The following is a 14,071-nucleotide window of genomic DNA, read 5'->3' on the forward strand; positions in this document are numbered from 1 at the left end:
ACCATACGTATAAACGGCCATGGATTTAAATTTAAGTCAAAAAAGAGCGATTGTGTGCGGCAGCACGCAGGGCATTGGCAAAGCCATTGCGGTAGAACTGGCTCAAATGGGCGCTTCGGTAGCTTTGGTGGCCCGCAACGAAGAAAAATTACAAGCTACTTTGCAGGAACTTGACCGAGCCACCGGTCAGCAACACGATTATATATGCGCCGACTTTTCGAACCCGGATGATCTGGCCGCAAAAATAAAAGCTTATGTAGCTACAAAACCAGTGGTGCATATTTTAGTTAATAATACCGGCGGCCCTAGCGGCGGACCGATTATAGATGCTGGTTTAGATGAATTTAAACAAGCTTTTAGTAACCATTTAATCTGTAATCATATTTTGGTGCAAGCTGTAGCGCCGCTCATGAAACAAGCCCAATACGGCCGTATTATTAATATTATTTCTACGTCAGTAAAACAGCCATTGCCGGGCTTGGGAGTGTCTAACACCATCCGGGGAGCCGTGGCTAACTGGGCTAAAACGTTATCGTTGGAATTAGGGCCGTTTGGCATTACGGTTAATAATGTATTGCCTGGTGCTACGGTTACGGCCCGCCATACTTCGCTTATCCAAACTAAAGCAGAGAAAACCGGGCAAAGCATCGAACAAATAGAATCGGAAATGCTGGCAAATATTCCGGCTAAGCGTTTTGGTAGCTCCGCGGAAGTGGCTGCTGCTGCTGCTTTTCTGGCTAGTCCGGCAGCAGGTTATATTAATGGGATTAATATTCCGGTTGATGGGGGTAGAACGGGGAATTTGTAACTTTTTTTTAAAATTTACTTTTCTAAGTAAGTAGACAAATTAAAATATACAGGACAAGTTGGGGTAAAAGCTCCCCTCCTAAGTTTAGGAGGGGCAGGGGTGGTTGTTTTTTTTATTAAAGCAGCGACCGGAATGAATATTTATTTTCGACCAGGTACTTACTGATATTACTTGGAGCCGGTTCCCGTCTCCATTTACTGGTCCCAACGTATTTGAACGGGCTGAGTTTGCCTCATGGCCGGCGGGCCTCATTTGGCTCTTTCGGGCTGTCTAAGCTTCCTTTCCTCGTACCTCGGAATTCTGCTGCGCAGATCCGGAACCTTAGAAGGCCCTCAATAGCCAAACTGGTGTCAGTAACGCTTAGCTACGGTTGATGTTTGTCTTTCTGCCTTTAGGAAATTTTTGAATTTGTTAATTGATGAATTAGTAACATGAACTTTTAGATTTAATCAGCAGAAGATAAGTCCCCCTTTGGAGGGGGTAGGGGGAGGATAAATGCTATATATATTGCTGCAGCAGAAAACTAAATTTCTAAATCCATAAGGCTTGAGTCAGCTTCTCTGATTTAATTGGAAACTGCGTTACATCTTTATTTTCTGAAATACAATTGCTTGCTCGTCTTCGTAAATAATTTTAAAATTTGAGTTTTGCCGGAGTTGAGTTATGCTCTGGGTATAAGCGGCGGGAGTAAGCGGGTAGGTTCCTTCTTCCGTTGTTTTAACCAAGGCAATATACGTAGCATCGCGGATTACCGGGAAATGATACAATTTTTCTCGTTCTACTAAGCGGGGAGTTAAACAAGAGGAAGCACTTACGGAAACCTGTTTGGGAATCAGTTGCAACATCGCATGTAGTTTTTCCCGGTCGAAAAGTGAACGGTAATGCATACGCCTTTGAAACTGCACCAAAGGTTTTATAAACCATTTCGATTTACGTTTTACTAAAGTAACGCTGGTAGCCGCTAAAGTAAGCACCAGAAAGGCCACTAAATATCTTTTTTGAAAAACCGGCTTAAACTTAGTCGAGGCTTCGAAGGTAGCCAAGGCCAATACCGGGGCAAACTCAATGGAATATTGGTAATTAATGCCCCACAAAGTAAAATCGTGGGTCAATAATTTCTGGGCGAAAATTGGCAATAATAAAAACAAATACCAGGGCCGGAAAAGGAAAGATACGCCACCGGAAAGCAAAATCATCCCGTATAACTCGGCCTTGATATAATTGAACTTAGGATTACCGGTAGTATTTAAAAATAAATGCGAATAAATAACTTCCGGGTGTTGCCATAAATACTGAACAATAGAGCCAAAAGAATTTCCTAAATGTTGGTACCGGATTAATTGGGCAAACTGGCGATGGGTAGTATTTAATTCCGGCATAATTACCGAAGTAACTATGATAAAGTAAGCGGTAGTAATAACGGCTAAACTCAACGCTACTTTCCGGGCAGATTTATCAGGGAAGTATTTACCCAGGCAAGCCACCGCAATAAAAACGCCCCATAAAGCCATGTTTTCTTTACTGATAACTAGTAGCCCAAAAAACGCGGAAGCCAACCAATATTTTTTCTGGTCGAAGTAATGGAAGAACCAAGGTAGCAACATGGCCCCTACCACATTATCGTGGTAATCAAAAGCCAGGGCCGAGTAAATTCCCCACATAAAAAAAAACTGAGCCGTAACTAACAACGGCATAGTCGGGCTGGAAGAGCGGTGCCGGCAATAAACGTAAATACCCACACCCCCAAACAAAACTGCCACAATTTGCACGACTAATAACGTGTAGGAACCCAGCAACCAGTACAAAGGCGAGAACAGCAAGGGCAATAAGGTAAAATGCGACCCCAGAAAATTCATAGGAGCAGCATCTACCAATAAGGTAGAGTAATTCACCCGGAAGTGCGCGTAATCATAAATAGCATGGTTTACCAAACCTAAATCAAGCGCATACGTGCGGAAGTTATAATGATTAACCAGCGATATAAGTCCGTAAATAATCCCAAATACGATCAGGAGAATTAGTAGAATTTTGTGGCTTTTTAATGCCGGAGCAATCATTATTAAATAATCCTTAGTAGTAGATGATAATTAAATGCTGTAAAGACAAGTTTTGAATTCCAGCATAACAGCAAAGCCATTCCGAGAACAAGACTAAAAATCATCCTCAAAATGGCTTTTCCGTTAATAAAAAGTAAAATTTTTAAAAATTCACCAATTTCCCTTACAAGTTCTTCAGCACAAAGTTAGTCATCATGGTGTATAGGTGCAGGCGGGTATTGCCGCCGGAAATGCCATGGTTGCGGTTGGGGTAATAAAACGAATCGAACTGTTTGTTGGCTGCAATTAACGCATCTTCCATGGCTACGGCATTTTGGAAATGCACATTATCGTCGCCGGTACCATGAATGAGCAAATACTTGCCTTTTAATTTATCTGCGTGCGTTACCGGCGAGTTTTCGTCGTAGCCAGCAGCGTTTTCTTGTGGCCGTTTTAAATAACGTTCGGTGTAGATATTATCGTAATAGCGCCAGTTAGTAACGGGTGCCACGGCAATACCAGTTTTAAAATAATCGGCGCCTTTGGTTAAAGCCAACGAGGTCATGTAACCCCCGAAACTCCAGCCCCAAATACCAATCCGGTTTTTATCTACGTAAGGCAAATTCCCGAAATACTTGGCGCCTTCTATCTGGTCGATAGTTTCGTAATGGCCTAAGTTGGCGTAGGTAATTTTCCGGAAAGCGGCTCCGCGCCCGCCTGTACCCCGGTTATCTACGCAAGCCACAATATAGCCTTGCTGCGCCAGCATCTGAAACCAGAAGTAATTGCCACTATTCCATGTATCCAATACCTGCTGACTACCCGGACCGCCGTACACAAACATCAATACTGGATATTTTTTAGATTGGTCGAAATTGCTGGGCTTAATTACATACGCATTCAGTTTTACATTTTCGCTGGTGTTAAACGAGATAAACTGCAACGGCGATAGATCAAACTGCTTTAATTTGGCATTCAGTTGAGTATTTTCTTCTAAGGTTTTTACTAATTTACCGCTGGGAGCGGCGTGCAAACTTACTACCGGCGGAGTGTTGGCGGTGCTCTGGTAATCGAGGTAGTACGTAAAATCCGGACTCATACTGATCCGGTGCGTGCCTTTGGCTATGGTTAACCGTTTTTTGTTGCTACCTTTCAGGTTTACGCTGTATAGTTGCTTTTCCATCGGCGATACTTCGGCGGCTATATAATACACCAAACCTTGTTTTTCGTCAACACCTACTACATCGGTTATGTCCCAGTTGCCTTTGGTAAGTTGCTGCTGTTGTTTGCCTTGCATATCATACAAATACAAGTGGTTGTAGCCGTCTTTGTCGCTGGAAATAATAAACTGCTTCCCGTTTTTTAAATATTTTAAATCGTCTGTAATCTCAATATAAGCTTTGTCGGTGAGGCGTAACGCAACCGTAGTCTTGCCGGTGTTTACGTTGGCGTGCAGTATTTCCAAAGTATTTTGCAAACGGTTCATGCGCTGAATCCAAAGCAAATCTTTCGTTTCGGTCCAGCCAATGCGCGGAATGTAAATATCGGTTTCAGTGCCAATATCCTGACGGGTAGTTTTATTGGAATTTAAATCTACTACCGAAATAGTTACTACCGAGTTTGCCTCGCCGGCCTTAGGATATTTAAAAGTATAATCCTGCGGGTACAAAGGACCCCACATTTGCAGCGTGTATTGTTTTACCTGGCTCTCGTCGAAGGTATAAAAAGCAATTTTAGATCCGTCCGGTGACCAGAAAAAAGCTTTGGCAAAACTAAATTCTTCTTCGTACACCCAGTCCGTGCCGCCGTTTATAATTTTATTGCGCTCGCCGTTGGTGGTAATTTGCTTTTCCTGGTTGCTGGCTAAATCTACGTAAAACAAATTATTATCGCGCACAAAGGCTACCCGGCTACCATCCGGCGAAAAGGTAGCAAAAAGCTGTTTTCCTTTGCTACTTAAAGGCCGGAGAGTTTTAGTTTTTACATCGTACACGTAATACTCGGAACGCGAAGAATGCCGGTAAATAGGTTCGGTTTCGGTCGCAAAAAGTATCTTCTGCTCGTCGGCACTAAAGGTGTACTCTTCAAAATCAATGGGCTTATCGCTACCCGCTACTTTTAAATCTTTCCCGGCTACTACCATAGCTACCGGTTGGCCGTTGGTAACGTTATAGCGGATAATATCGGTAGCATTGGTTTGGTCGTTGGCTACCATGGAGGTATAGTAACGTCCATCTTTAGCCCAATCTACACCACTCACTGTTTTAGCAGCAAAGGTGTTTTGCTGCCAGATATCTTCTAAAGTAATTTTTTGTTTTTGCTGGGCATTTACCGCTCCGGAGAACAGCCAAATAAGAAGTAAAAAAGAGAAATGTTTATAAAAAAGTATACGCATAAGACAGTTAAAAATTAACGATGCAAAGTTACCGGTTTTACACGAAACTATTCCCTCTCACCAATAAGTAGTAACCAGAACGCTGAACCAAATTTTAAATTATAATGAAGGTTAGTATCAAATCGTATACAGAATAAGTAATTTTGATTCGTTCTAAGAACACATATTTTGCCTGGTACTTACATGATGAAAAATTTTAATTCTACGTTTGCCCCGATTTTCTTATTGCTTTTTACGGTTTTAGTTACTGCCTGTAACAACGAACCGGAAGCGCCTACGGTGCTGCAGTTGGTTTCCAGTACCAATCAGAATTACGTTTCGGAAAATATTACCAAGCCGGGTGGTGCGTCAGTTACTACGGGCGTGTACGCCCAGGCTCCCGCCGAAAACGTGAGCTTAACTAAATTTTTGGTAACTCTCAACTACGATACCGCCGCCACTCCTGATAAGAAGTATGAGATGATTTATTTAGATTCTACCTTAGCCCCAGAAACCAAATCATTTTCGATGCCGGTAGTTTATACGCCCCGTAATTTAGCTAGTCGGGAAACCTGGAACTTTACCGTAACTGATAGTAATAATAAAACTTATACGAGATCTGTCCGCATCAGAACTACGAGCACGGCTAATACATATCAATCAACTTACTACACCTATAGTAATGTGCTGCTTATCCGGGTTAATCCTTTAGTTGTGCCAGTCAGCCTTTATACTTTTGCATCGGCAACTGGTACTGCTTTCCCGACCTACGCGATAAACGAGCAAAGCGCTAATATTGATTTTGTGTTAAACAACATCGGCACGCAAAAACCTAGTTTAAGTTTAATAAAAGGAGATTCCTTAGTTCGAACCGCATTAACCCTTGAAGGTTTTAATGAAATTAATAATGTTACTAAAATAAAAAATGCCTATCCCTCTGCTCCGGGGCAAGCCAGAGCGGAAAATTTAAAAGTGAATGATGTGTTAGCCTTTAGAACCAGAAAGAATAAAATGGCGGTACTCCGCATCAGCGAAGTTTTCAGAACGCAGGATTCTTTAAGATTTGAATTAAAAGTAGAGAAGTAAGTAAATCAAGGTGCAGCCCGTTTTCAAAATACTCAAAAAAAAGCGCGGCTCCGGTAAATCAGAGCCGCGCTTTTTTAAATAATTAAATTTTTAAAAATTAAACCCAACGGTAAATAACACGCTGTTAGTTGTATTTTCGGAATTAACTACGGGTTGCAAATTATCTATTAAAGAATAAGGCGAATACACGCTGTTGTACCGGGAGTTTACCACCGCTAAATCAAAAAAGTGATTTTCCTGCTTAATACCTACGCCAGCCGTAATGTATCTTTTATCGCGGTCGTAAGCGCTGCTTTTATAAGGATCGCCGTACAACGCATAGCCCGCTCTTACCCGGAAAACATTATACCGGTACTCACCGCCTACCCGGAAATTTAAGGTAGACTGGTAGGTATTTTTAATAATATCGTTGGTACCGGAAAAAGCATCAGCACCGTTGCTGTTATTTAAGCGGGCGCCGCCATAATTTACGTATTCTACATCTGCGGATATAAACCCGTTTTTACCGGCAAAAAAAGCAACTCCCCCATTGGCCCGCATGGGCGTAGTTAAAGTATACTCAAAATCGCCGGGCACAACACTAGCATTATAGTTACCTGGCGTAGAACCGCCAAAAGTAGTTGCCATAGAAGTGGTGTACTGATCGCGCAAGGTATAGAACGTTGGCGTTTGCACCGATAAACCAATACGCACCGCATCCACTGGCCGTACGATTACCCCAATTTTTAAATTTATACCCGAACCGGTAGTAGTAAACTCATCGCTTAAGGTTAAATCCTGAAAATCAGTATTCGCATCGGCATCCACTTCCTGGTAAACGCGCGTCTGGTTGTAGCGCACCGTAGTAAGGCCAACCGAAGCCCCCAGGTACAACTTATCGCGGTAACTGGCTCCGTACGAAAAGTCCCATTGGTTCTGTGCGCCTTTGCTGGTTATGGTTTCGTTCTGTCTTAAATTCCCCTGCGACTCTACGTAAATTTCTTCCTGAGTTGGCGAATTGGGATTATTTGGATTAGTAGGAATTTTATTTACCCCGATTAAGTACGTAGAATAAGCTAAGCCTTCTAAAGTATTAATGCCGTTGTCATATTCTGCATCCAGGTCAGCTTCGGTGCGTTGGTTGGCAATAGCTGTTTCTCCTAACGACTGTACCATAGACCGGGTTTGATCAACGGGGCCACCGTAGCTAAACCGGTTCTGAAAATTGTTCAAGCGGGTTAAGCCAATACCAAAGGCACCCGAGCGCCAGTCACTTTCGTCGGTATCGGATTTACGTTTCGTAAAAACAATACCTAAACTAGGGATATTCAAAATATTGCGCTGATCCGTAGCACTGGTACTGCCATTTAACCGGCTTTCGCTGCCGGATAAACTAATACCTGGTGTAAAAGAAATTTCGGAACGGCGGTACAAGCCTAAACCAGCCGGGTTACCCGATATCGTAGAAATATCTGCCCCTAAAGCTGTTTGCGCCCCCGCCATACCTTGCATGCGAGCCGAACCACCAAAATCGGTGCGGGAATAACGGAGGGCATCGACCTCGGTTTGGGCCGATACCTTCCCTGTCCAGCTTAAAAAGATTAAGCCGGCTATTAAAAATCTATATTTCTTCATTTTAAATCAGTAGGAAATTAATTACGTCTGGGTCTGCCGCCACCGCTGCTGCCGCCGCCACCATTACTGCCACCCCCAGATGGGAAAGAAGACCGGCTTGGCTGGCTCCAGGAATCGTTGTTGCGTGGAGCAGGCTGCGAACGGAAGATATCCTGCCGCGGCGTGGTTTCAAAAGTCCGTGGCCGGGATTCAATTACCCGTGCTGGCCGACTTTGCCGTTGCGTTTCGGCCGGGAAGCTAGGTGGGGTTGGGGCAGGCTCATTCGAGATGGTGCCTTCGAACCGACGAACCGGACGCGTAGATGGCCGGTAGATATTGGCATTGTCGGTACCTACCCGCGCTGGCTGGTTGTTGTTTGGCGTAATTACCGAACCAGCATCTACCGGATTAACAACCCCGGTACGAGCACCCCGTACCGCCCGGCCTTGCGGCTGCGTAGTTGTTCCGGAATTATCGCCAACGCGAGAGCCACTACCAGTACCAGTATTAGGCGCGATTAAGCCACCACCGCTCACAATACGAGCCGGACGACCACCAGTATTATCACCTACCCGGCTACCCGTATTAGGCGTTACACGATTACCGGCTGTATTACGATCGGTAGGCACTACGCTGCGCTCTGGGCGTGGGCCATAATTCCGTGGCCGAAAGTTAGTAGGATAACGATCGTAGTTGCCGCCATTGGCATAAAAGCCGTTATAGAACCCATTGTAATAGCCGTTATAAAACCCATTACGATAACCTGAGAAAAGGCCGCCGCCATAGTAGCCGTACGGATTGTAAAATCCGCCATAACCTGCATAAGGCGAGAAAAACGGATTACCAAAGCCCAAGCCTAAAGAAAGACCTGTATAGAAGCCCGGACGGTAAAAGCCCGAACCATAACCATAGGAGAACGGATCGTAGAATGGATTGTAAGCATTAAAGCCAGAACCGTACCAATACGGATCGGTGTAGGCAAAATCGTAATAAGACATGCCCCGGTACGGGCTGTTAAACCGACGAATCCGCGAAGCATAGGTATAATCTTCGGAGTAATAATCGTAATCGCTGTACGAACTGCTGTTGCTGCGGTTATTGTTAGTAGTACCCGAATATTCCGGATTAGCTACTTCGTCGCTGTTGGTATTTGTATTCGCTTCCGTAGCTACATTATTTTCGGTTACAGCCGCCGTAGGTTTGCTGGCAAAAACGGTTTTATCCGTTGAAGCATAATATAAATCATCCGTTTCGGTAGATGACTGAATGGCAGTAGGCCCACTGCAACCTGCCAGCAGGAGGGTTGCCAATGGTACCAACGTTAGTTTATGTAAGTATTTCATGGTATAGGGGCTATAACTCTTAGTACAAAATTTAAACAGCCGCCCGTTAAAGGTTGGCTTTATTATAATTTAACGTAATTTTGAGCAGATTTGATATATTATTTTAATTGTCAAATCTCGTACCAAATAACTACGAATTTTCCAATACAAATATACGAAAAATAATAGAAAAATGAGCAAAAGCTTACCGAAAAGAAGCGAAGATTACTCCCTGTGGTACAATGAGTTAGTAAAAAGAGCTGGCCTAGCCGAGAACTCGCCGGTACGGGGTTGCATGGTAATTAAACCGTACGGATATGCCATTTGGGAAAAGATGCAGCGCATTCTGGATGACATGTTCAAGAAAACCGGTCATAGCAATGCTTATTTCCCTTTGTTTATTCCTAAATCTTTCTTCAGTAAAGAAGCCAACCACGTAGAAGGTTTTGCCAAAGAATGCGCCGTAGTAACGCACTACCGCCTTAAAAACGCCGAAGATGGCAGCGGTATTGTGGTGGATCCGGACGCCAGACTGGAAGAAGAATTAATTGTGCGGCCAACTTCCGAAACGGTAATCTGGAATACGTACAAAAACTGGATTCAATCGTACCGCGATTTACCGCTGTTGTTAAACCAATGGGCCAACGTGGTACGCTGGGAAATGCGCACGCGCTTGTTTTTACGCACTTCAGAGTTTCTGTGGCAGGAAGGCCATACTGCCCACGCCACGGCCCAGGAAGCCATTGCGGAAACCGAACAAATGCTGGGCGTATACGCCGAGTTTGCCGAAAAATACATGGCCGTGCCCGTTGTACGCGGCGTAAAGAGCCCGAACGAACGTTTTGCTGGTGCCCTGGAAACGTATTGCATTGAGGCCATGATGCAGGATGGCAAAGCCTTACAAGCCGGCACCTCGCATTTCCTGGGTCAGAATTTTGCGAAAGCTTTTGATGTAAAATTTGCGACGAAAGAAGGCGGCTTAGAATACGTTTGGGGAACATCGTGGGGTGTGAGCACCCGTTTGATGGGCGCTTTGATTATGGCCCACTCCGATGACGATGGCCTGGTATTACCTCCTATGCTGGCTCCGATCCAAGTAGTAATTATTCCCGTATTTTTTAACGAAACGCAACTGGCTCAAATCTCGGAAAAAGCCAAACAGATAAAGCAAGCTTTAGAAGTGCGCGGCATTTCCGTAAAGTTTGACGACCGCGATACCCAGAAGCCGGGCTGGAAGTTTGCCGAGTACGAGCTGCAAGGCGTACCCGTACGTATTGCCATTGGCGCCCGCGATCTGGAAAATGGCACCGCCGAAGTAGCCCGCCGCGATACCAAAGTTAAAACCACTTATCCGCTCGAAAACTTAGATGCACAAGTAGCTGATTTGTTAAATGAAATTCAGGAGAACATTTACCAGAAAGCTTTCCAGTTCCGGGAAGAGCACATTACCAAAGTAGATTCGTACGAAGAATTTAAAAACGTGCTGGATACCAAAGGCGGTTTTGTATTAGCCCACTGGGATGGCACCCCTGAAACGGAAGAGCGCATTAAAGAAGAAACCAAAGCCACCATCCGGTGCATTGCCCTGGATGCCGAAGCCGAAGAAGGAACTTGTATTTTAACCGGTAAACCTTCTGGCCGTCGCGTGCATTTTGCCCGAGCCTACTAGACACTAGTAAATTCTAGGCGCAAGTATCAGGACACAAGTATCAGGATTTTTATATTTTAAGCTAACCCCGGTAAGTTATAAAACTTACCGGGGTTAGTTTTTCATGTTCCTGTTTGCAGTTTCTAGTAATGGTTAAGTGCCGTTTATTCAGAATTAAGAAAGCTGAACGGGATTTGTTATTTCATTTTACAGAGCACTCGGATTTGAAATCCGGATGGTTAAGAAATTAAACCAACACTGGCCAGAGAGAAGTCGCTAGAATCAGAAAATTTTAAAAATTTTTATTTCTATCCTCGCTATCATCGCTCCATTAATTCTCATCTTCTGCGGATGTACTAAAATCAAATCTAAATAATCTTACCATTCAAGAAAATCTTACAAAACATTGCTTCCTCTGGCTTTGCTTGTATATTTGAATTTTCCGGTAAAACAAGTTGCAGCAACTTATGGCTTCTTCTCAAAATGCCCCGATCACGGTGGGCTTAGCTTCTTTTGGCATGTCTGGTTTGGTATTTCATGGTCCTTTGCTGGCAGCTAGTCCGCACTTTAAACTAACCAAAGTGCTGGAACGCAGCAGCGAAAAGTCGAAATTGCGGTACCCGGAAGTAGAAGTAGTCCGTGATTTTCAAGCGCTTATTCAAGACGAAAGCATTGAGCTGGTAGTAATTAACACGCCCAATGCGCTACATTTTGAAATGGGACAGCAGGCTTTACGCGCCGGGAAACACGTGGTAATGGAAAAACCTTTTACTGTTACAGCCCAGGAAGCAACTGAACTGATTACGCTGGCTAAAGAGCAGAATTGCATTTTAACGGTTTTTCAGAACCGCCGCTGGGACGGCGATTTCCGCACCATTCAACAAATAGTTACGCAAAAACTCCTGGGTAAACTCGTGTATTACGAAGCCCATTACGACCGTTTCCGGAATTACATAGAAGCCAACACCTGGAAAGAAGAAACCGGCCCTGGGTCCGGTTTATTGTATAACCTGGGCTCCCACATGATCGACCAGGCTTTGGTTTTATTCGGCAAACCGCAAGCCATTACCGCGCACTTAGGCACGCAACGCCCCGGAGGCAAGATTGATGACTACTACGATATTACCTTGCATTATCCGGACCTGGTAGCCAGCATCAAATCCAGTTATCTGGTGCGCGAACCCGGTCCGCGTTATATTTTAAACGGCACCGAAGGTTCTTTTCATAAATACGGCATCGACCCACAGGAAGAAGCTTTAAAGGCAGGGCAAATACCTACCGGACCTACCTGGGGCCAGGAGCCTACTGCGGATTGGGGTAAGCTTAATACGCAGCTAAACGGCATACACTTTACCGGCACCATCGAAACGTTACCCGGCTCCTTCCCTAGTTTCTACCAAAACGTTTACGAAGCCATTCGCTTAGACCAGGAACTGCAAGTAGAACCCGAAGAAGCTGCGCTTGGCATTCAGCTCATAGAACTAGCCCAGCAAAGCCACAATGAGAAGCGGACGGTTTTGGTTGATTGAGTTGGAAGGTTGAAAAGTTAAAAGGTTGGAAAGTTATTAGTTGCAGGTTACAAGTTGCAGGTTGTAAATGGATTCTGCTAACTGGTTGATGCTATTTATTAATCGCAAAAAAGCTCCCCGCCTTGGATAAGGAGGGGTTGGGGGTGGTTGATTTTTTTAAATTTTCTACTGCTAAGCAGGAATTTTAACTTTTTCCCTTTTACCAAACTACTAATTCTAACCATATGACATAAAAAATAGCCAGAAGATACACCAAACAAGCTTGTATCTTCTGGCTGTTTCTCCTGCAAATCGTTTTACTACACCAAACTCCGTAAACGATCAGCGGCAGTTTCGGGGGTAATGTCGCGTTGCGGGTTGCCCAGCATTTCGTAACCCACCATAAATTTTTTAACCGTAGCCGAACGCAGCAAAGGCGGATAAAAGTGCATGTGAAAATGCCAACCCGGATGTTCCTGCCCATCCGTTGGGGTTTGGTGAATACCCGCCGAGTACGGGAATGATACGTTAAACACCTTATCGTAAACGGTGGTTAACTTCTTAATGCTATCGGCATAAGCATCTTTTTCGGCTTCGGTCATCTCGCTCAGATTCCCGAAATGGCGCTTACTCACGATCATAGTTTCGAAAGGCCACACCGCCCAGAATGGGACTAAGGCTACGAAGTGCTCGTTTTCTACCACAATGCGTTTTTTTTCTTCCAGCTCTATGGCCAGATAATCGTGGAGTAGGCTGCGGTTATTGGCACTATAGTAATTTTGCTGCTGAACTAATTCTTTAGCCGGCTCCACGGGTATAGAGCTTTGCGCCCAGATTTGACCGTGCGGGTGCGGATTGCTGCAACCCATAATAATGCCTTTATTTTCAAAAATCTGGACGTAGTTAATGAAGTCGAGTTTGCCCAGTTCTTCGTATTCGTTTTGCCAGAGATCCACTACTTTCCGGATATCGGCTACTGCCATATCGGGTAAGGTCAGGTCGTGGCGGGGCGAAAAGCAGATAACTTTGCAAATACCTCGCTCGCTTTCGGCTTTTAACAATCCGCTTTTTTCGAAACTGCCGGTGGGCGTGTTTTCCTGTAAAGCGCCAAAGTCGTTGTTAAAAACAAAAGTTTCGGTATACGGCGGATTTTTCTCACCACCTGCCCGTTCGTTGCCGGGGCACAAGTAACATTTTGGATCGTAAGCCGGCCGGGTTTCTTTTTCTACTTCTTCCTGCTGGCCTTGCCAAGGCCGTTTGGCCCGGTGTGGCGACACTAAAACCCACTCGCCGGTAAGTGCATTATATCTTCGGTGCGGATGTTCTGCTAAATCAAATGCCATAGTTTTAGTTTTTAGTCGATAGTTAATAGTTAACAGTCCATGGTCGACGGTCCACGGATTAAAGTGATAAATAATTGAAGTGGTAAAATGGTACTAGGTACATGTAAAGAAAGCTCCCCTCCTGCTTTAGGAGGGGTTGGGGGTGGTAAACTGGGCGGTGACTTCCGCTGAATCCTCTTCTAACTGCTCAAATACCCCTTCATGTTAAACCGTAGCAACTCTATATTATAAATTTTTAAAAATTTTATTTTCTCCTGAGTTTAATACCAATAAAGTAAGTTTACCCACCTAATTCAATTGCCCGCTTTAGCAGGATTTAAGTTGTTGCGTTTCTGGCGGAGTAGATTTTTAAA

At 44.4% G+C, this 14,071-nt stretch carries 9 protein-coding genes; 4 read left to right on the forward strand and 5 right to left on the reverse strand.

Going from position 1 to position 14,071, the window contains the following annotated elements:
- The first annotated feature begins 19 nt into the window (after positions 1-19).
- Positions 20-808 carry an SDR family oxidoreductase gene (locus HUW51_RS06875; RefSeq protein WP_185273242.1) on the forward strand — a complete coding sequence of 263 codons (789 nt, stop codon included), beginning with the start codon at positions 20-22 and terminating at the stop codon, positions 806-808.
- 581 nt (positions 809-1,389) lie between these two features.
- On the opposite strand, the gene HUW51_RS06880 is transcribed toward HUW51_RS06875, so the two are convergent.
- Positions 1,390-2,865, reverse strand: coding sequence for a DUF2079 domain-containing protein (locus tag HUW51_RS06880; protein WP_185273243.1), 1,476 nt, complete (start codon positions 2,863-2,865; stop codon positions 1,390-1,392).
- A gap of 163 nt (positions 2,866-3,028) precedes the next feature.
- Complete coding sequence (locus HUW51_RS06885; RefSeq protein ID WP_185273244.1) at positions 3,029-5,239, reverse strand: S9 family peptidase; 2,211 nt, start codon at positions 5,237-5,239, stop codon at positions 3,029-3,031.
- Between the two features lie 183 nt (positions 5,240-5,422).
- On the opposite strand from HUW51_RS06885, the gene HUW51_RS06890 reads away from it, so the two are divergent.
- Complete coding sequence (locus HUW51_RS06890) at positions 5,423-6,304, forward strand: hypothetical protein (RefSeq protein ID WP_185273245.1); 882 nt, start codon at positions 5,423-5,425, stop codon at positions 6,302-6,304.
- Between the two features lie 90 nt (positions 6,305-6,394).
- Here the strand turns inward: HUW51_RS06890 and HUW51_RS06895 are convergent, their stop codons facing one another.
- Together HUW51_RS06895 and HUW51_RS06900 are read right to left on the reverse strand one after the other, a co-directional pair.
- Positions 6,395-7,918 carry an OmpP1/FadL family transporter gene (locus HUW51_RS06895; RefSeq protein ID WP_185273246.1) on the reverse strand — a complete coding sequence of 508 codons (1,524 nt, stop codon included), beginning with the start codon at positions 7,916-7,918 and terminating at the stop codon, positions 6,395-6,397.
- A gap of 17 nt (positions 7,919-7,935) precedes the next feature.
- Positions 7,936-9,240: a hypothetical protein gene (locus HUW51_RS06900; protein WP_185273247.1), complete on the reverse strand. Its 1,305-nt coding sequence runs from the start codon at positions 9,238-9,240 to the stop codon at positions 7,936-7,938.
- Between the two features lie 172 nt (positions 9,241-9,412).
- Here HUW51_RS06900 and proS point away from each other — a divergent pair, with 172 nt between their 5' ends.
- Together proS and HUW51_RS06910 are read left to right on the forward strand one after the other, a co-directional pair.
- Positions 9,413-10,888: a proline--tRNA ligase gene (gene proS, locus HUW51_RS06905; RefSeq protein ID WP_185273248.1), complete on the forward strand. Its 1,476-nt coding sequence runs from the start codon at positions 9,413-9,415 to the stop codon at positions 10,886-10,888.
- Between the two features lie 446 nt (positions 10,889-11,334).
- On the forward strand, positions 11,335-12,396 hold the full coding sequence (locus HUW51_RS06910) for an oxidoreductase (protein WP_185273249.1): 1,062 nt from the start codon (positions 11,335-11,337) through the stop codon (positions 12,394-12,396).
- A gap of 299 nt (positions 12,397-12,695) precedes the next feature.
- Here the strand turns inward: HUW51_RS06910 and HUW51_RS06915 are convergent, their stop codons facing one another.
- Complete coding sequence (locus HUW51_RS06915; RefSeq protein WP_185273250.1) at positions 12,696-13,718, reverse strand: UDP-glucose--hexose-1-phosphate uridylyltransferase; 1,023 nt, start codon at positions 13,716-13,718, stop codon at positions 12,696-12,698.
- Between the last annotated feature and the right edge of the window lie 353 nt (positions 13,719-14,071).

The sequence above is a fragment of the Adhaeribacter swui genome (assembly GCF_014217805.1).
GTDB classification, from domain to species: domain Bacteria; phylum Bacteroidota; class Bacteroidia; order Cytophagales; family Hymenobacteraceae; genus Adhaeribacter; species Adhaeribacter swui.